Origin of the sequence: Leptolyngbya sp. PCC 6406 (assembly GCF_000332095.2) — a bacterium.
Classification (GTDB): Bacteria; Cyanobacteriota; Cyanobacteriia; order Phormidesmidales; family Phormidesmidaceae; genus PCC-6406.
Genome location: NZ_KI913949.1, coordinates 714,071 through 732,116, shown reverse-complemented (window position 1 = coordinate 732,116; position 18,046 = coordinate 714,071). Strand labels below are relative to the sequence as shown.

The following is an 18,046-nucleotide window of genomic DNA, read 5'->3' as shown; positions in this document are numbered from 1 at the left end:
CATGGGCCATAGAGGTTGAAATGGTGAATCTCACCGTCGCTATTTGCACCTACAACGGCGCATTACGCCTACCTGAAGTGCTAGATTGCCTGACAGCTCAAACTGTCTCCGAATTGATTTCATGGGAAATTATTGTTGTTGACAATAACCATCACTCATAGACAAAAGTGAGCTATGTCTTGCCAACTTGCATAGTCTTGCTGAACTCTCATTATCAATTCCAAGGGCAATCTGAATCATGGAAGAATCACCGAGCATTGGTGTTGTCATCCTTAACTGGAATGGCTTGTCAGATACGCTAAACTGTCTTGAGTCTGTTTATAAAAGCAATTACGAAAATTACCATATTATTGTCGTTGACAACAACTCTAACGAAGATCCAACTACGCCCATTAAAAACCAATTTCCTGAAACTATTATCATCAGAAACTCAGCCAATCTAGGTTTCTCAGGAGGATGCAATGCTGGTATTGACTACGTTATTAACCAGTCATACGACTTTGTTTTCCTGCTAAACAATGATGCTATCGTTGATCCTGAAATCTTTAGGGCTTTCATCCTAGCTAGTCAACAACACCCAGAGGGGGGAGCCTTTGGTGCTAAGATATACCGCTACGACCGCCCTGGAGTTTTACTCAATGCTGGAGGGAAATGGTCTTGGCGAGACGCTCGATACCTCAGCTTAGGCTTACATCAGGTTGATGATCATCAGACGTGGGAAGCAATTCAGGATACTGATTTCATCCCAGGCTGCTCCCTATTTATTAAAACCGAGATCATTCAAAAGATTGGTAGGCTTAATACGGATTATTTTCTCCTCTGGGAAGATCTCGAATTAGGAAAAGCAGTTCAACGCTTAAATTATCGACTTTTGATTGTGCCCCAAGCCAAAATTTGGCACAAGGAATCAGCTAGCTTTGTTGGGGGATTATGGGCTGCCCATAGGCAATACTTTGAATCCCGTAATCAACTGCTCTGGATAGAGCGTAATATTGGCTTTCCTCAAGCTCTACGTTTAACTTGGCCCCTGGCCAAGGGGCTTGTAAAACATCTAATCTATGCCTTAAACCCTGTCGGTAGCGCTCCCAGCCGCCGAAGTCATCATGCCTACCTAGCTGGGGTTCGAGATTATGCGCTACGACGTTTTGGTGACTGCCCAGCTTGGGTGCGAGAGACTCCCAAAACCTCATAAAAATACTGAATGTATTGCTCTGTAACGGTTTCCAGGGTGAATTGTTGCAAGTGCTGTGCTAAGGCATCATCGATAGGGGTGGTCAGTGAGGGGGATTCTAAAGTCTCCAGAATACTAGAGGCAATGGCATCAGGGTTTTCCACAGGTACCAATGCCCCAAATTTACCCTGACTCAAAATTTCCCTAGGCCCACTAGGGCAATCTGTTGAAACAACAGGTGTTCTTAAAGCTAGGGATTCAACTAGTACTGTTGGCAACCCTTCCCATCGAGAAGACAGCACCAAGACTGCTGCTCGAGAAATGTAGGCATAGGGATTCTGGACAAAGCCTGCAAAATGCACATGCTCAGCAACGCCAAGATCTTGTGCAAGGCGTTCGAGTGAGCCTCGTTCGGATCCGGACCCCAAAATCATGAGGCGAGCCGATCTGCTCTTGACAACCTGACTAAATGCCGTGATCAGAGTTTGAAAATCCTTTTGCAAGCCTAAACGCCCCACACCTAAAATCACAGGTGGTTCGCCCGGTTCTAGCCAAGGATGCTGCGGAGATATTGCGGCCTGAGCAAGCATCTCTGGGGTGATGACCGGATTGTAAATGACCTTAATCTGCTCAGGTGTCATGTGGGTCACCTGGGCTAAATCCATGGCAGCAGATTGGGAGACACAGATCACACCATCAGCCCAAGGATAGAACCAGCGAGCGAGCAAGGGGGAAAAGCGCTCGGCTTTACAATGCTTGGCATGGGCAGAGAGAGTATTATGTTCTGCCACAATTACCTTGGTTTTAGCCCCCGATAAACGGGTGGCCCAAATTGCAACTTCATTGGTGTAATGCAGAGCTGAAAGCAGGATCAAGGGTTGCTCTTGGCGAAGATAATTGGCCAATTTGGGCAGACCCTGGAGCAGACGAGGCGCTTTTAGGTCAATAATCCGAATACTTTCAGGGACTTCATCTAAATAAGCTCCTGCCTTGGTATTCAAAACCAAATCAACCTGAATTCCTTTTTGGAGAAGTCCCTTGGCAAGATTAAGCATTACCCGTTCTGCGCCACCACCAACCAGAAGCCTTAAATACATGGCAATCTTGAGGTTGGCCAAGTTAGGAGTAGCCCAAGCAGAGTCATCAGTGTTAGACATGGTTTAGCGCAAACTTGATATTGATAGGGCAGCGGATTCAGTCCGCCATTTTTTCCAAGGCTTCCTGGAGATGTGCCTGCATATCAGAGGGGGTGTTCATGGGTGGGGGTAGTGTTCTTTGCCGGAGATACCAGGCTTACGGAGCGGGAAATATTGAGACGATGGCATCTGGGATGTCATTTTTTTCTGTCCTTGGGTCTGAAAGGTGCTTTGCAAACCCAGGCATAGAAAATGGCACAGGAAATATAGGGGGCTAACCAAGCTACCTAGAAGCAGTAACCGTTCTCCATCCGCAATCAGGTCGTGCTGCCAGGGGGCATGGCGACAGCAGTGGCCAATGAGCTTGCGGCTATCATTCAGCCAAAACAGCGGCAGCATGGCGGCATATCGCCAGGGAGGATGGGCCAGACGGCGGGTATGGTGGCGGCTGAGGCCCGTGCGCCAGAGCAACTTATGCAGATAGGCCCGTTCTAAACGCTGGCGCGGAATATGGTGTTCGATCACCATGGCGGGGTTGTGCCAAATTTCCCAACCCCCGGCCCGCAGGTAGGAAAAGGCTTCGACATCTTCGCCCGGTAACCCTAGCCCCGTGACCCGGCCCTGGAGTGCCAGGGTCTTAGGCACTAGGGCCAACCAAGCAGCCCGCCGCACAACAGCCCCGGCCCCAGGGGGATACACCTGTTTATGAAAGCCCTCATAGTCTGGGCTACTGTAGCAGCGCAGTTGGGAACTGCCACCAATGGCCAGGAAACGACTAATGCGCTCAAAGCCCTCTGGTGGTGGAACTTCATAGCAGCCCTGAATCCGACTACCGTACACCCCTGCTTCTGGATGGGTTTGGCCAAAGTGATAGGCAGCATCAACCCAGTTCTGGGCAGGGGGATTGTCGTCGTCGAGGAAGCCCACCCACTGCCCCTGGGCGGTTTCTATCGCCCGCTGACGGGCAAAGCCTAGCCCTTGACGGGCTTCAAATTCGTACCGTAGGGGGATCTGGGTCGGCCATTCTCGTTGATAGCCTGCAACGATGTCGGCGGTCTGATCGGTACTGTTGTTGTCAACAACAATGATTTCCCAGGGACAGGGCTGGGTCAAGATCTGCGATGGCCCCTTTGGGCCGGTCGCTGACCATCGTAGTCGCTCCAATACCAATGGCAATCGCTCGGCACCGTTATAGGTGCAAATCGCCACGGTGAAATCCACGTCATCTGCCATGATCCCTCGGTGTTGATAGGATTAGCACTAAAAGTTTTTCGTCCTAAGCAGGGTAAGTTGGGGCAGCTTCATCATGACAAATACACCCGACTGATAAGGCTCAGCTTCATTCAACTTGTCACAATTTAGTATGCTGACGGATAGTAAAGGTTCACTCCCCCCCGGTCAAAAAACCTTGTTTAAACGGCCTGAGTTAGCAGCATAGGAACCGGATCAGCCGATAGACCTTTGCGTCTGAGAGCAATGACCTCGACTAAGTAAAGCCAAGGGGATAGAGGTTCCGGCGGCGACAGGTTTCAATCGCGGTTAGTAAAGCGGCATAAGCCTGACTGCCTTCGGTGGAGCGAGTGGCGTGGGGGATATATCGTCCGTCATCTGTTAGAGGCGGCTTTACCAAGGGGCCATGAATCAGGAATTCTTGGGTAAACGCTAGTATCGCCCAACGGCAACCCTCATGGGGCTTAAAAAAACTGGAACTTATCGGCCTGATGGCAAGGGGGGAGTAAACCTTTACGCCGCAGTGGTTTACTAGTTTGGCGCTATCTGTGGCAATCGCACCGTAACCAACCTTCCCTATGGAGCACGACTCCCTCAGCCAAGGCTATTTTCAAGATCGGAATGGAGATCGTGCTTCCCCTGACCCTATCTAAACCATTAATAACCTGTACTGTCCAGCGCTTTAGATAAATTCAAGATTAAACAGTCCAAAAAAGACAAGGTCGCCAGTAACCTACTGGCGACCTTGAAGAGCTAAACCTCTAGCGGAAGAGTCTAGGCTTCTTGGGTTTGACGCTTGAGCAGAGAGCCGCCACCTAAGAGACCCATGGCCACAAGACCCAGGATGGAAGCCGGCTCAGGTACGGCTGTCTTGGCCGCAACTTCAAAGGCAATACCTGTTCCTAGAGTGTCATGTACAGACAAAACAGCTTTGTCGAAATCTCCCTCAAACAGGACATAGGCATCAAAGTGGTAGTTGCCCGAGCTGTTTGCGGGTCCAACACCAGCCGCTGTCGCAATATCTGAGCCAGTGAAGACGAAACCTGTAGAAACACCACCCTTGAAGAACTCGACAACATTGTAGGTGTCAACAGATCCCCAGAAGAAGTCAAACGCACCCTTGAGGTCAAAAACTTCGATTGCGGAGGTAGCCCCTACAGGAACATTTTTCCGACTGGTAATGTTATAAGAGGTAACCTTGTCAGAATCATCCACAGTATCTGGCCCGCCGATATCGGAACCGGGAGTCAAGTAAGAGTTCTTAAGATCCCCAGCCGGGTCGATCAGCGCTCCGCCAGAAGTATTGTAGCCAGCAGCAGCTAGGTCAACACAAGTAGCGGTGGGGCACTGATAATCCAGGATACTAAAGGTAACAGCTTGAGCGGGTAGAGCGGAGAAGGCGACGGCGGCTCCAGTGGCTAGCCCAGTGAAAATGGCGAGATTTTTGATAGTCATAGCAGAAAGTACCCACAAAAAACGCTAAGGACAAAACTGATTTCGGAATCGACTGTGCAACTCAGGCAGCCGATGGTTAGTGAGGGGTCACCCCAGAAGAACACAATGCGATGCACACCCAATCCCGAATCGCTCCCATAAATTTTGTGTCAAACACATTAACCATTCGGCTGGAGCATTCATTCGGGAGCTCTACACCTACGCATCATAGTGACATCTCTATAAAGGATCTGTGAAGACGGGCTCGAAAATTAAAAAGATCAGTCAAAGATCAAAGCCTTACTCCTACAGGATCCACGGATGCGCCGCTGCTGATTACAGTATCCCTACGGTTTTATTGCGATCGCGTCATACCCTGCTGCTCCCTGAACCCTCCGTAAAAGTCCTGCCCCGGCTGTGGGCCACTAGCAGAAATCTTACGGAGAAACATGGGCTGATCTGACGAGAGTCAGAGGGTTTCTAGCAGGGGATCAATTTAGTGAGGAATAATCTCGGCCCTGGGCAAGTAGGCTTCCCGTTCGAGGTAGGGCCAATGCACTAGCACCAATGCCAACGGAGAACCGATGCTGCTTTCACCCAGAGGAGAGATAGCCAGCCCCAAAGATTAAACTCCGCTTCAATAAGAGTGGTTCGATAGCACTTCGGGTCCGAGGCAAGTCCTTAGGGAGGCTACGCCAAGGACCATCGCGGTGGGAATGTCCAAGACCCAGTATGGATCAGAGCCAGTATGGATCAGAGATAGTCTACCCTGAAAGCTTGCCCTCAAAGGTAGGGTGTGAGCCAACTTGGCAATACCGGGTTGGTGGGTAGTGGAACTGCCCCACAGTTTTGACCACGGCACGAATCCCGACAAAACCGATCCCGACAAATTCGGTCACAATGGACATATAGTAAGCGTGATCAGCAGGTGGGGATTGGCCATAGCAACTGAGCCCGTTCAACAGTCTTGGGGAGGCGCGATCGCAGTTCCCGCCCAAGAGTTCTCCCTCACCCCACTGTCAGTCCAATCAGGACAGCTACCCCAGGGGCTCCGGGGCAGCCTTTATCGCAATGGACCGGGACGTCTAGAACGCCAAGGCAGGCGCGTGGCCCACTGGTTTGATGGCGATGGAGCCGTACTAGCAGTCCATTTTGCCGGGGGAGAAGCCACCGCCACCTATCGCTATGTGCGCTCCGCTGGCTATGTGGCCGAAGAAGCCGCCGATCAGTTCCTATACAACGGCTACGGTAGCCTGGCCCCTGGCCCCCTCTGGCAACGCCTCAATACCCAGCTCAAAAATGCGGCTAACACCGCCGTCCTAGCCCTGCCGGACCGAGTCTTGGCCCTATGGGAAGGAGGCTGGCCCCATCGCCTCGACTTAGATACCTTGGCTACAGAGGGTATTGATGCCCTGGGGCAACTCGCCGCCAACGAACCTTACTCGGCCCATCCCAAGCGCCATCCGACCACAGGGGATATCTTCAACTTTGGACTGGTGGCAGGGGCTAATGCCACCCTGAATCTCTACCGCAGCGGAGTTAATGGGAATATTCTCCAGAAACAGGCTTTGCCCCTGAACGGCATTCCCCTCATCCATGACTTTGTACTAGCCGATCGCTATCTGGTCTTTTGTGTGCCCCCAGTACGATTGAATGCCTTGCCTGCGGTTTTGGGCTTGAAGAGCTTTAGCGATGCCCTGATGTGGCAACCCCGGCAGGGTACCCAACTGATTGTGATCGAGGCAGACACCCTAGAAGTCGTGAGTTGGGGTGAGACAGAACCCTGGTTTCAGTGGCACTTTGGCAAAGGCTACGTAGATGAATTTGGGGATATTGTGCTGGAGGTCGTGCGATACCCCGACTTTGCCACCAACCAATACTTGAAAGAAGTTGCCCAGGGGCACATCCAAACCTCGGCGGCAGGTCATCTGTGGCGACTCCGGATCAACCCCCAAGCGGGAACTGTTCAGGAACAGAGCTGCCTAGTTAACCAGTCCTGCGAGTTCCCCTCCCAGGGTGGGGGAGTTGATATCGCGCAGACCCCCACCTACCTTGCTATCCATCGGCCTGAACCTGCGAGCCCCCAAGGTGAACTGTTCGGCGCGATCGCTCGTTTTGATCCCCACTCCGAAACCCTTACGATTGCTGATGCTGGCCCTGGACGATATCCTGCGGAACCCCTATACGTTGCCGCTGATGATGGGGGGGGTTGGGTGTTGACCGTTGTTTACGATGGGACCGAACACCGCAGTGAAGTCTGGATCTACGACAGCGAACAACTAGAAGCCCCACCCCTATGCCGATTGGCGCTTCCCAGCGTTATTCCTCCGAGTTTCCACGGCACCTGGCATCCTAGAACCTAAAAAGACCTGGTTAGAAGCCTTTCGCAAGGGTTCCGCTTTCTGATAGCTTACTAGAGAGACTCGTCGGCTAAAGTGGCCCTGTAGCCGCCAAGCCGGAGGCCGCTGTGTTGGGAGAATAAAATAAATGCTGTTGATTCTATTCCAGTTATCGTTGTTTGCGCTGGTGCTTTTGTCCTTCTTGATGGTGGTGGGGGTACCTGTAGCCTATGCCTCCCCCCAAAATTGGGATCAATCTAAGCGATTGATTTTACTGGGCTCCGTTGTTTGGGGTGCTCTCGTCGTCGTGGTTGGCGGCTTGAACTATCTGGTGGCCTAATCCAGTCCATTTTCACATTTTGGGCTACGACCATATCCAGAACGGGGATTGATCTGGAATTCTTTTACAGTATTCCATCTGCAAAATCATCCCAGGGGTCGATTAGGTTTGCTGCTCTAGGGGTTTTATCCCTAGATCTGTTGATGAACATGCTGGACAATTCCTGAGCTGGAACACTCTTAGGCTGAAATCGCTGAACTGAATTTATGACTGTTTTTGAAGGAACCTTTGTCCAGGGCAAACCCTTGAGGATTGCCCTGGTTATTGGTCGTTTTAACGATCTGGTGGTAGAAAAGCTGTTGGCAGGTTGCCAAGACTGTCTCAAGCGCCACGGCATCAATGTTGATCCCCATGGAGATCAGGTGGACTATGCCTGGGTGCCTGGTAGTTTTGAGATTGCCATGGTGGCTCGACAATTGGCCCTCAGTGGGCGTTATCACGCCATTATTTGCTTGGGAGCCGTCATTCGAGGACAGACTCCCCACTTTGACTATGTGGCGGGGGAGGTGTCTAAAGGGGTGGCCGCCGCCAGTTTTCAAACGGGGGTTCCGGTTATCTTTGGGGTGCTGACGACGGACTCGATGCAGCAGGCGTTAGAGCGGGCTGGCATCAAGAGCAATCTAGGCTGGAACTATGCCATGAGTGCTCTGGAGATGGCAAGTTTGATGGGGCAAATCCACGAATTATCTTCACCTGGATCCTCCAAAAGCTTCTCGGCTGGCTCTGGGGATACCGCCCTACCGGCGTCCACTTTTCCCGTGGTAGCAAAGCCTTCGGCCTAACTCTAGCCGTGAAAGTCGTTGACAAAGTCACCATTTTTTGTGAGACTGGTGACAGTCAAAAATGACACAAGCGGGTATAGCTCAGTGGTAGAGCGTCACCTTGCCAAGGTGAATGTCGCGCGTTCGAATCGCGTTACCCGCTTTTTTAGAAAAACGGCTGGAACAGCGTTAGGATTGCTTCAAACTGTCCTTGGCTTGGCTGGGCATTCTGTGCGTTCTCGACGAAATCATAAGATTGACTTGCAAGCAGAGTATCCTTGCCCCTGTCGGCGGCGAGGTCGCCTGGTTCCCATTACGCTAACGGAGGCGTTTGGTTGCGATCGCTGCCAACAAATTTTTGTGGTTAAGGAATCGGGCCATCTCTTAGAGCAGCTCTCTACCCATTACCCCTACAAGCGGGTGTGGTATTGGACGGGGCAACAGTGGCGTTTAGACCGCTCCCGCTTGAGCCGTCAAATGCTACCTATGGTGTTAGTGCTGGTCTGTGTGGGGCTGTTTGTGCTTCTGCTAGCAGTCCTAGAGCCACCGACCACCATGGCGATGGCTCTACGGTTATTGATGGTGGCAGCGGTGCTATTGCTTTTTGTGGGGGTCTTTTGGCTGGCCTATCGCCGCTGAGACATTCTGCCACTATGGCTGCCCCCACCGCCTTCGATGTCTGAGCGCCTTTGGTTTCTTAGGTAATAGGTTTGATGCCCGACGATGTCATGATTTCTGTACAGTCCTTGGCCGATTTGGCAGAGGTGGTTCGACAGGGACGATGGGCAGCCCAGGGTGCTCCCTTTATGGCCCGTCAGGCAACCCTCTCCCGCCTAGCAACTGCCCTAGATGAAGCCCAAGATGACATCTTGGAAGCGAATACGCTTGACCTAGAAGCCAGTTTAGAAATGGCGGTACCGGAGTTGGTTCTGGACTGGCTGAGACTGACACCAGATCGCCTCCACACGGCTACCGCTACTCTTCGGCGGCTAGCAGCGCTGGATATCCCTGCCCCTCTCCTGGGGGGGTGGGGCATGGCTGGAACGCCCTATGGTTTAGATCGGGTCGCCCAACGGCAGTGGGTTCCCCTAGGGGTGATTGCCCTTGTCTATGAGGCGTTACCGGAACTGGCAGTGATCGCGGCGGGGCTTTGTCTGCACACGGGCAATAGTCTCTTGCTTAAGGGGGGAAATGAGGCCAGCCAGACTAATCTAACGATCGCAACTGTATTTCACACTGTCTTGGCGGAGAGTTCTCTGCACCCTGGGCTGATCCAGGCGATTTCCGCCCGTGAGGGGGAATCAGCCCGCCGCTGGCTGATGCAAAGCCCAGATTTGGATTTACTCATTCCCTATGGTCGCCCTAGCTTGGTACAGCAGGTGTGTCGAGAGGCCCAGGCCCCAGTGCTGGCTCCTGCCCTAGGCAACTGTTATCTCTACTGGTCCGTTTCAGGGCAGGTTAAAACTGTAGCGACGATGGTGATCGAGAGCCATCGCGGCAGTCCTGACCCAGTGAACTGTGTGGAAAAGGTATTGATCGATGACCAAGTGCCACAGGTTGCGATCGCGGAACTCCAGCATCTATTGCAGACAACATTGACAGTCAAGGTCTTGGAACCGGGTACGACACCGACCACCATGGGAGATGAGAGCTGGAAACACACCTCCCTACAGCGCACGGTATGGCTGTGCCGGGTACCGGATATGAGCACTGCGATCGCCTGGATTAACCGCTATAGCAGCGGTCATGCCGACAGTATCGCCACCGAATCCTATGAAGACAGCTACCAGTTTGCCCAGGGCTTACGCAGTGCCACTGTCTATATCAATGAGTCGCCTCGCTTTATCCGTAACCCAGCCCAGTCCGGGGCCATTGCTCTGGGTATGGCAGCTCAACACGGTCCCTATCGAGGTCGCATTACCCGTGAAGCATTTCTCGCACCGAAAAGCGTTATCCAAGGGCTATCTAGCCGCCTCTGATCCTTAGGCAGTAGCGCTAAGGAAGGGTATCAACTCAAAGCGGGACCAATCTCCTGGGGAGGAGTTAGGAGTTAGGAGCCAGAATCTAGGAGATTACTGGATTCTGACTCCTGACTCCTGAATTCCTCGGAGCCCATATTGTCTCGGCTTACGTTGACACCCCTAGAGAGGACTAAGCATCGCTAGCCAGCTTGATTTTAGAGGCAAGCCCCAGAGCCTTCAGTAGGCGGATGTGCATCCAAGTCAGATCAATTTCCCACCATTGCAACCCATGGCGGGCAGAATGTTGAAAGGCGTGGTGGTTATTGTGCCAACCTTCACCGTAGGTAAGCACGGCAACCCACCAGCAGTTCGTGGAGGCATCGTCGGTCTCATGGCTGCGGTAGCCAAACTTGTGGGTGGCGCTGTTGACCAACCAGGTGCAGTGGTACACCACAACAAGGCGAACGAAAATCCCCCACACCACAAAGGGCCAGCCCCCCATCAAATAAAGGCCGATCGCTAGGGGCAGTTGCATGGGCAGGAAGTAGCGATTACAGAACTGATACACTGGATCGCTGCTGATGTCTCGGGTAAAGCGATATACTTCCGCCTGGGAAGGGACTTCATGGAAAATCCAGCCCATGTGGCTCCACCAGAAGCCTCGCCCCGAGTTGTGATGATCGGCCTCTTGATCTGAAAAGCGATGGTGATGACGATGCAACCCCACCCACTCGATGGGGCCATGCTGGCAAGCCAAGCTGCCGCAGATCACAAAAAAGTACTCTAGCCACTTGGGCACTTGAAAACTGCGGTGGGCAATCAGGCGATGCCACCCCAAAGTAATGCCAAGACAGCCTGTGATCCAGTGGAGGGCAAGGGCAATGCCCACGGCCCCCCAGGTGGTATTACCTGGAATCAGGGCCAATAGGGTAAGGGCGTGGATCAGCACCATAAAGACCGCTGTCGGCCAGTTGATGCGGGGTTGGACGTTGGGAGTTGCAACAGTCATTCGAGAACGTCTCAGATTATGAACAAGTGAATGTTAATCCGCGAGAAAATAAACCCGCAGGGACTTTAACGCGAACTAAACCGGGATGGGACAATTGAAAACGCTAGAGCTTTCAAATCCGGAATTATTCCAAATTTTTTATGGAATCGACGCTCAGGTCAAGAAAAACCTGAGTCGAGTGCTGGCTGCCTTTCGAGAACACCGGGTGGGCAGCCACCACTTTGCCAGTGTCTCTGGCTATGGTCACGATGATCTGGGACGAGACACCCTAGATCAGGTGTTTGCCTCGGTGATGGAGGCAGAGGCTGCCGCCGTACGAGTTCAGTTTGTCTCGGGAACCCATGCGATCACCTGTGCCCTGTTTGGGGTTCTGCGTCCAGGGGACGAGCTGTTGGCGGTGGCAGGGAATCCCTATGACACCTTAGAGGAAGTTATTGGACTCCGGGGCCAAGGTCAGGGTTCCCTTATAGAGTTTGGCATTACCTATCGAGTCTTGCCGCTGGCGGCAACGGGACAGGTGGATTGGAATGGGCTGATGACGGCGGTGAGCGATCGCACCCGAATGGTACTGATCCAGCGATCCTGCGGCTATAGCTGGCGAACCAGCCTGACCATTGCGGAAATTGAGAACATCGTGGCTTTGGTGAAGCAGCAAAATCCTGGGACGGTCTGCTTTGTGGACAACTGCTACGGCGAGTTTGTGGAAACTCAGGAGCCTACGGCTGTGGGGGCAGATCTAATGGCCGGATCATTGATTAAGAATCCGGGGGGCACCATTGCCCCGGCGGGGGGCTATGTAGCAGGACGGGCGGATTTGGTCGCTGCTGCCACTTGCCGCCTGACAGCACCTGGCATAGGGGCCAGTGGAGGCTCCAGCCTACAACAAAATCGTTTGCTCTACCAGGGACTGTTTCTCGCCCCCCAGATGGTGGGAGAAGCCATGAAGGGTAATTATCTGATCGCCACCACCTTGGCGAATCTGGGATACCCTGTCAAGCCCGCCCCCGATGCCCCTCAGCGGGACGTAATCCAGGCAATAGAACTGGGCAGTGCTGACAAGCTTATTGCCTTTTGTAAGGCTATCCAGCGCCATTCTCCCATTGACGCCTATGTTGAACCTGTGCCTGCTGGAATGCCCGGTTATGACAGTGAGTTAGTTATGGCTGGAGGAACGTTTATAGACGGTAGCACTTCAGAGCTATCGGCGGATGGCCCCTTGCGAGAGCCCTACATTGCCTATTGCCAGGGAGGCACCCACTGGACCCATGTCGCGATCGCACTAGAGGCTGCCATCGAGGCCATTGGCCCAGCGAATTAGGTAGTTCCTCACCTCACCCCCTATCGGCGGGTTTCGCAAAATCGCTGATAGGCGTGGGTGGGGTGATAGAGGTGACAGTAGTCCACGATGCCCTTGAGCAGCCGCCAGGAAAATACCTGCTCTTGGACATAGGGCCGCCAGTGCTGCTTGAGACTACGATGGGCCTGCCGTAGGCGATAGGAGGGAATCGCTACGGAGACATGGTGGGGAATGTGGACGTTAATGTCATGACACAGCATCTCAATCCAGCGGGGATAGGTACAGTGGACGGTACCCGCCAGTTGGGCTTGGGCAGCCTGCCAAGACTCTGCGGGATGAAACTGAATATCCATGCTGGTATGGTGCACCAGGGTGAAGGTGCTCATCCAAAAGTGATACACCAGCCAAGGCATCAACCAGAATTTCACCAAGCCCCACAGACCCGTGGTGGCAATCAGGGTGGGGAAGGCAATAGCAGCAAAGACTAGGACGACCACTACAGAGGTTTTCACCTTGGCGCGATCGCGGGGGGCGACATTCCCAGGCGCAAAGTGCATCCCGGCCCAGTGAATGATCGAGGCCATCCACCAAAGTCGGCTGCGAAAGGCCCGATAGCTAGAGCTAATAGCGATGGGAGCCTGTAAATAGTCATGGATATCCCAGGGATGCCAAGCATTGTCCACAGCGTACTTATTGGTATGGACGTGGTGGTGGTCATGCAAGAGCCGCCAGCTATGGAAGGGATATATCAGGGGCAGCATGAAAAAATGCCCTACCCAATCATTAACCCATCGCTTCTTGGCAAAGGAACGGTGTCCACAGTCATGGGCAATCACAAACCAGCCCGTAAGTGCCGTACCTGTAAAAATCCAGGCCAAAGGTAGTAGCCATAGGGGAGACACTGCGATTGCCCAATAGCCCAAGGCCGCTGCCCCTAGACTGATCCCCACCGCCCGCCATGCTAAGCGCCAGTCCTTTTCAAAGCATTGATCCGGAAGGGTTTGAATAATGTCTCTAATCTGAATATCGCTGAGGGAACTTGGAAATCCATCGGAAGCTGGTTTTTCAGTCGTAACAGTCATGGACAGAGCTAGTCTCCTGCAATATCTCAAACAGCAGCTTCTTTTATGCGTATGGTGGTAGGCCGATGGTGGAAAGCCTGGAACTCAGGACTATCGCCCATTAGCCCCTCGACGGAAATCCGCGTAGCCAATTCTGCCCAACCCTGGGGTTGAGACCGCCAAAGTCCGCTGTACCTCTGAAATGAGAGTAGGTTTACAAACCTTTAGATTCTACTACGGTGTGGGGGGATGGGTAGACATGGCTCAGAGATGGGGATCGATAGTCACCTGATCCACCGCCGTGATGAATAGGCCATCCTATTGAAGTTATTCCCCTTGAAGTCATTCCCCTAACTGCCCCTCCCCCTAGGACGTGTGAACAATTAACGGGGAAACCCTTGTGAGGTAGGCATGACCAGGCCCGCCCTACGGCATCAAGCCAGGGGCTGTAACCGCCCCATAACCAGGAATCTGGCTTGGATTGTCCACAGCCCCTAGTCGTCACCCAGCGAGGGAAGGAGCCGAACATCCTGATAGGATCGGGAAGCCATTGCATATTAGGATCACTATGTTGACCATTGCACTCCCCAAGGGGGCGCTGCTCAAGGACGGTATTCGGCTGTTTCAGGCGATTGGATTGGATTTCAGCGCTTTTCTTGATCCTGCAAATCGGCAACTTCAGATATCCGATCCCAGGGGTCAGGCCCAGGCATTGCTGGTGCGGACTCAAGACGTTCCCGTGTACGTGGAGTATGGGCAGGCACAGTTGGGCATTGTCGGCTACGACGTGCTCAAGGAAAAGCAACCCGCAGTGGCTCAACTGGCGGATCTGGGATTTGGCAATTGCCGGATGTCGGTGGCGGTAAAGGCAACGAGCCCCTATCGATCAGCCTTGGACCTTCCTCCCCATAGCCGGGTAGCTTCTAAGTTTGTCAACTGCGCTCGGGACTATTTCCAAGGGTTGGACCTACCCGTAGACATCGTGCCCCTCTATGGCTCGGTGGAGTTGGGACCCATCACGGGGATGTCGGAGGCTATCGTAGACTTGGTATCCACTGGGCGCACTCTCCAGGAAAACAATCTGGTGGAGCTAGAGGTGCTCTACCAAAGCACTGCCCGCCTGATCGCCCACCCTATCAGCTATCGGATCAATGCAGATCAGATGAATGAGTGGATCGATAAGCTGAGGCAGGAGGCCCTAGCGATCGCGTAACTCCCCTGAGTGTTGGGAGGGCTTGGGAGCGTTCCATAACGCTCCCAAGCACCTAATATCCCTAGTGCTCAGTCCATTCATGATCGGCAGGGGACCGAAATCCTGAAGTTTAGTTGGGGTTAAAAAATTTCAAGGATCTTCGACCCGTCAAAATTTTCCTAACGGAACACTAGCCTATACCAAGTCCAGCTCGAAATCTGGAGTTTCCCCACCGGGAAAATTTCACTTCTGGACTTGGGCCAGGTTTAGTCTCCCTAGTTAGACAGAACTCATTTAGGACTACTCCATGACCGCTGTAACCGCTTCAATACCTGCTGCGGAGCGCCAAAGTGACTGGCGACTATTTTTGCGGCTGTGGCCCTATATTCGGGCACAACGGCGGGAGCTGTGGCTCCCGTTTGTCTTGCTGGTGCCCCTATCTCTGGCCAACGCGGCGCAGCCGATTTTGATTGGACAGGCCATCTCCCTGATTCGGGCAGAGCCCGTGGCGTGGTTTCTGGAGGGTCGAAGCCTTCAGGGCGGGTTGAATTTCCTGGTGGGTCTGCTTTTGGCAACAGTGGCGGTCCGGTTGGCTCTAGACGGGTGGCAAAGCTACTTGGTTCAGCGGGTGGGGCAGCGAATCACGGCGAATATTCGCAATGATCTGTTTCACCATGTCACCGCCTTAGCCATGCGATTCTTTGACCACACCCCCGTGGGCAGGCTGATCACGCGCCTAACCAGTGATGTAGATGCCCTGGGGGATGTCTTTTCTACGGGGGCAGTGGGCATTTTTAGCGATCTGTTTTCCATCGGCGTGATCGCGGTGACGATGCTGTTTTTGCAGTGGCAACTAGCGTTGCTGTTGTTGACTATGCTGGTTCCCGTAACCTGGCTGATTGTGTATTTTCAGCAGCAGTATCGCAAGGCCAACTATCGAGCACGGGAAAAGCTATCGGAGCTGAATGCCAATCTCCAGGAGAATATCACTGGTATCAATGTGGTGCAGATCTTTCGGCGGGAACGCTTCAACTCGGAGCGCTTCCGTGCTGTAAATCAGCAGTATATTCGGGCGGTGGATAAGACGATCTTCTACGATTCAGCGGTCTCCGCTACGTTGGAGTGGGTGGCCCTAGCTGCGATCGCAGCAGTTCTCTGGCTGGGGGGGGTTCTGGTGATGCAGGATGCTCTCACCTTTGGCACCCTGGCATCATTTATTTTGTTTGCCCAGCGTTTATTTGATCCCCTGCGGCAATTTGCCGATAAGTTCACCTCAATCCAGGCAGGATTTACCGCCGTAGAGCGGATTACCGATCTGTTTAGCGTGGCAGTAGAAATTCAGGATCCAAAAGGTGCGATGGTCAAAGACCATCCCAAATGGGCTATCGCAGCCAGTTCAGGTTCGCCCAGTCCAACCCCCAGGGCTCTAGGGGGCGATGGTCAACCCCCCATTCCTAATGACCAGCAGGTTACCCCCCGTGCGGCTGAAATTCGCTTTCGTGACGTTTGGTTTGGCTACAAATCCGACGAGTATGTGCTCAAACGATTAGACTTTACCATTCGTCCCGGCGAGAAGGTTGCCCTCGTCGGCCCCACAGGAGCCGGAAAAAGCTCCATTATTCGCCTGCTGTGCCGCCTCTATGACGTAAGCCAAGGGGATATTCTGCTGGATGGGGTCAGTATTCGCGATCTTCCCCAGGCGGAACTGCGGCGACGAATGGCAGTGATCTTGCAAGACGGCTTTCTATTTGCGGGGGATGTCAAGAGCAACATCACCCTAGGCGAACATTATTCCCTAGCCGCCGTTCAGGACGCCGCTGCCCGCACCAATGTAGATGGCCTCATTGAGGCATTGCCCCAGGGCTACAACACGATGTTAAGAGAGCGGGGGACAAACCTGTCCGGAGGCCAGAAGCAACTCCTAGCCTTTGCCCGTGCCGCCATTCGCAACCCCAGCATTTTGATTCTGGACGAAGCAACCGCGAACTTGGATGTGGGCACCGAGGCACTGATTCAGGAAGCTCTAGAACGCCTACTGGAAAATCGCACCGCCATCATCATCGCCCACCGTCTCTCCACGATTCGCAACGTAGACCGAATTCTGGTGCTGAAGCAGGGAGAACTGGTGGAACAGGGCAGCCACGACCACCTGCTAGCCCAGGGAGGACTTTATGCCAGTCTTTACAAGCTGCAAATGCTGGAGGCATAGGCGTCACAGTCCACAGAACTAGTACACCTAGGCTGAAATAGGCTTACTATTCTGTCGCACCAGCCCAACATTATTCCGGTCCCCTCTTCCCTTGGGAGAGGGCTAGGGTGAGGGGCCGAGGTGTGCACGATAGAACGGTTAGAGTATTTACGCCGCCCAGTACTAGGGATTTTCAAGCACCTTCTGCTAGAAACCTCAGTCAACGGAGAGAGAGGGATTCGAACCCTCGTTAGACGGTTAGCCTAAACAGCATTTCCAGTGCTGCGCCTTCAACCACTCGGCCATCTCTCCAATTCAAGGGGGAGATTGAAGCAATGCCAATCTCGCCACAGTTTCCTATACTACCTGAAATGGGACGCTGAATGGTGCCAGACATCCATCTTTCTAGCCATCTTCCGGCAAGAAAATGACCCGCCGCCTCACCGGAAAGGCAGCAGTTTGCAGTTACAGCGGGAGTCCTGTGAGAGCATAGATCTACGAGCACTCTGCTGCGCCCAACCATCCCATACCCCCGTTAGCCTTGGCATGACCCGTTCCCACACTGTTCGCATCCACGATCGCCAGCGGCACCACCACTACACCGTTGAGGTCCCTGAAAATCGCTACATTCTGCAATCCGCAGAAAATCAAGGGGTAAACCTGCCCTTTGCCTGCCGCAATGGAGCCTGTACCACGTGTGCGGTGCGGGTTCTCTCCGGGGAACTGTACCAACCCGAAGCTATGGGCCTATCGCCGGATCTGCGCGATCGCGGCTACGCCCTGCTCTGCGTCAGCTACCCCCGCTCCGATGTAGACGTAGAGACCCAAGACGAGGACGAAGTTTACGAACTTCAGTTTGGTCGTTACTTTGGCAAAGGGAAAGTCCGGTTCGGGTTGCCCCTAGAGGATGATTAAGTCCTTGGATCT

Annotated in this window: 16 protein-coding genes and 2 tRNA genes; 12 read left to right on the top strand and 6 right to left on the bottom strand. The window is 53.3% G+C overall.

Annotation, left to right across the window (positions count from 1 at the left end):
* The first annotated feature begins 20 nt into the window (after positions 1–20).
* A complete protein-coding gene (locus LEP6406_RS35575) occupies positions 21–161 on the top strand; it encodes a glycosyltransferase family 2 protein (protein ID WP_008318840.1) in 141 nt (46 codons plus the stop codon).
* A gap of 77 nt (positions 162–238) precedes the next feature.
* Positions 239–1,192, top strand: coding sequence for a glycosyltransferase family 2 protein (locus LEP6406_RS0203370; RefSeq protein WP_008318842.1), 954 nt, complete (start codon positions 239–241; stop codon positions 1,190–1,192).
* Here the strand turns inward: LEP6406_RS0203370 and LEP6406_RS0203365 are convergent.
* The 3 genes from LEP6406_RS0203365 to LEP6406_RS29920 form a co-directional block, all read right to left on the bottom strand.
* Positions 1,129–2,328 (bottom strand): glycosyltransferase, encoded by a 1,200-nt coding sequence (locus tag LEP6406_RS0203365; RefSeq protein ID WP_008318844.1) that lies wholly within the window; start codon positions 2,326–2,328, stop codon positions 1,129–1,131. The genes LEP6406_RS0203370 and LEP6406_RS0203365 overlap by 64 nt on opposite strands.
* A gap of 96 nt (positions 2,329–2,424) precedes the next feature.
* Entirely contained in the window at positions 2,425–3,540 is a 1,116-nt protein-coding gene (gene hpsE / locus LEP6406_RS26415; RefSeq protein ID WP_008318846.1) for a hormogonium polysaccharide biosynthesis glycosyltransferase HpsE, read from the bottom strand.
* 771 nt (positions 3,541–4,311) lie between these two features.
* The gene (locus LEP6406_RS29920) at positions 4,312–4,992 is read right to left on the bottom strand and encodes a PEP-CTERM sorting domain-containing protein (protein ID WP_008318848.1); all 681 of its coding nucleotides are present in this window, start codon (positions 4,990–4,992) and stop codon (positions 4,312–4,314) included.
* Between the two features lie 914 nt (positions 4,993–5,906).
* Here LEP6406_RS29920 and LEP6406_RS0203350 point away from each other — a divergent pair.
* The 6 genes from LEP6406_RS0203350 to LEP6406_RS0203325 all read left to right on the top strand — a co-directional run bounded on the left by LEP6406_RS0203350 (position 5,907) and on the right by LEP6406_RS0203325 (position 10,390).
* Complete coding sequence (locus tag LEP6406_RS0203350; protein ID WP_027268806.1) at positions 5,907–7,334, top strand: carotenoid oxygenase family protein; 1,428 nt, start codon at positions 5,907–5,909, stop codon at positions 7,332–7,334.
* 124 nt (positions 7,335–7,458) lie between these two features.
* On the top strand, positions 7,459–7,650 hold the full coding sequence (gene psbZ / locus LEP6406_RS0203345) for a photosystem II reaction center protein PsbZ (RefSeq protein ID WP_008318851.1): 192 nt from the start codon (positions 7,459–7,461) through the stop codon (positions 7,648–7,650).
* A gap of 206 nt (positions 7,651–7,856) precedes the next feature.
* Positions 7,857–8,432, top strand: a complete 576-nt coding sequence (ribH, locus tag LEP6406_RS0203340) for a 6,7-dimethyl-8-ribityllumazine synthase (RefSeq protein WP_008318853.1) — start codon at positions 7,857–7,859, stop codon at positions 8,430–8,432.
* Between the two features lie 70 nt (positions 8,433–8,502).
* Positions 8,503–8,574 (top strand) — tRNA-Gly (locus LEP6406_RS0203335).
* 68 nt (positions 8,575–8,642) lie between these two features.
* Positions 8,643–9,050, top strand: a complete 408-nt coding sequence (locus tag LEP6406_RS0203330; RefSeq protein WP_027268804.1) for a hypothetical protein — start codon at positions 8,643–8,645, stop codon at positions 9,048–9,050.
* A 74-nt stretch (positions 9,051–9,124) separates the two neighbouring features.
* Positions 9,125–10,390, top strand: a complete 1,266-nt coding sequence (locus LEP6406_RS0203325) for an aldehyde dehydrogenase family protein (protein ID WP_008318855.1) — start codon at positions 9,125–9,127, stop codon at positions 10,388–10,390.
* Between the two features lie 172 nt (positions 10,391–10,562).
* Here the strand turns inward: LEP6406_RS0203325 and LEP6406_RS0203320 are convergent, their stop codons facing one another.
* Complete coding sequence (locus LEP6406_RS0203320) at positions 10,563–11,381, bottom strand: acyl-CoA desaturase (protein WP_008318856.1); 819 nt, start codon at positions 11,379–11,381, stop codon at positions 10,563–10,565.
* Between the two features lie 85 nt (positions 11,382–11,466).
* On the opposite strand from LEP6406_RS0203320, the gene LEP6406_RS0203315 reads away from it, so the two are divergent.
* On the top strand, positions 11,467–12,699 hold the full coding sequence (locus LEP6406_RS0203315) for a methionine gamma-lyase family protein (protein WP_008318858.1): 1,233 nt from the start codon (positions 11,467–11,469) through the stop codon (positions 12,697–12,699).
* A gap of 20 nt (positions 12,700–12,719) precedes the next feature.
* On the opposite strand, the gene LEP6406_RS0203310 is transcribed toward LEP6406_RS0203315, so the two are convergent.
* The gene (locus LEP6406_RS0203310; protein ID WP_008318861.1) at positions 12,720–13,760 is read right to left on the bottom strand and encodes a fatty acid desaturase; all 1,041 of its coding nucleotides are present in this window, start codon (positions 13,758–13,760) and stop codon (positions 12,720–12,722) included.
* Between the two features lie 547 nt (positions 13,761–14,307).
* On the opposite strand from LEP6406_RS0203310, the gene hisG reads away from it, so the two are divergent.
* The gene (hisG, locus tag LEP6406_RS0203305; protein WP_008318864.1) at positions 14,308–14,952 is read left to right on the top strand and encodes an ATP phosphoribosyltransferase; all 645 of its coding nucleotides are present in this window, start codon (positions 14,308–14,310) and stop codon (positions 14,950–14,952) included.
* Between the two features lie 286 nt (positions 14,953–15,238).
* Entirely contained in the window at positions 15,239–17,140 is a 1,902-nt protein-coding gene (locus LEP6406_RS0203300) for an ABC transporter ATP-binding protein (RefSeq protein WP_008318866.1), read from the top strand.
* 203 nt (positions 17,141–17,343) lie between these two features.
* Here LEP6406_RS0203300 and LEP6406_RS0203295 read toward each other — a convergent pair.
* Positions 17,344–17,431: transfer RNA gene (locus LEP6406_RS0203295), tRNA-Ser, on the bottom strand.
* 234 nt (positions 17,432–17,665) lie between these two features.
* Here LEP6406_RS0203295 and LEP6406_RS0203290 point away from each other — a divergent pair.
* Positions 17,666–18,034, top strand: coding sequence for a 2Fe-2S iron-sulfur cluster-binding protein (locus LEP6406_RS0203290; RefSeq protein ID WP_008318869.1), 369 nt, complete (start codon positions 17,666–17,668; stop codon positions 18,032–18,034).
* The last annotated feature ends 12 nt before the right edge of the window (positions 18,035–18,046 follow it).

Excerpts from the sequence above, each read along its gene's own strand:
- LEP6406_RS0203310 (WP_008318861.1), bottom strand. The coding sequence starts at position 13,760 with ATGACTGTTACGACTGAAAAACCAGCTTCCGATGGATTTCCAAGTTCC.
- ribH (WP_008318853.1), top strand. The coding sequence starts at position 7,857 with ATGACTGTTTTTGAAGGAACCTTTGTCCAGGGCAAACCCTTGAGGATT.
- psbZ (WP_008318851.1), top strand. The coding sequence starts at position 7,459 with ATGCTGTTGATTCTATTCCAGTTATCGTTGTTTGCGCTGGTGCTTTTG.
- LEP6406_RS0203315 (WP_008318858.1), top strand. The coding sequence starts at position 11,467 with ATGGGACAATTGAAAACGCTAGAGCTTTCAAATCCGGAATTATTCCAA.
- LEP6406_RS0203370 (WP_008318842.1), top strand. The coding sequence starts at position 239 with ATGGAAGAATCACCGAGCATTGGTGTTGTCATCCTTAACTGGAATGGC.
- LEP6406_RS0203365 (WP_008318844.1), bottom strand. The coding sequence starts at position 2,328 with ATGTCTAACACTGATGACTCTGCTTGGGCTACTCCTAACTTGGCCAAC.
- LEP6406_RS29920 (WP_008318848.1), bottom strand. The coding sequence starts at position 4,992 with ATGACTATCAAAAATCTCGCCATTTTCACTGGGCTAGCCACTGGAGCC.
- LEP6406_RS0203325 (WP_008318855.1), top strand. The coding sequence starts at position 9,125 with ATGCCCGACGATGTCATGATTTCTGTACAGTCCTTGGCCGATTTGGCA.
- hisG (WP_008318864.1), top strand. The coding sequence starts at position 14,308 with ATGTTGACCATTGCACTCCCCAAGGGGGCGCTGCTCAAGGACGGTATT.
- LEP6406_RS0203320 (WP_008318856.1), bottom strand. The coding sequence starts at position 11,381 with ATGACTGTTGCAACTCCCAACGTCCAACCCCGCATCAACTGGCCGACA.
- LEP6406_RS35575 (WP_008318840.1), top strand. The coding sequence starts at position 21 with ATGGTGAATCTCACCGTCGCTATTTGCACCTACAACGGCGCATTACGC.
- hpsE (WP_008318846.1), bottom strand. The coding sequence starts at position 3,540 with ATGGCAGATGACGTGGATTTCACCGTGGCGATTTGCACCTATAACGGT.
- LEP6406_RS0203290 (WP_008318869.1), top strand. The coding sequence starts at position 17,666 with ATGACCCGTTCCCACACTGTTCGCATCCACGATCGCCAGCGGCACCAC.
- LEP6406_RS0203300 (WP_008318866.1), top strand. The coding sequence starts at position 15,239 with ATGACCGCTGTAACCGCTTCAATACCTGCTGCGGAGCGCCAAAGTGAC.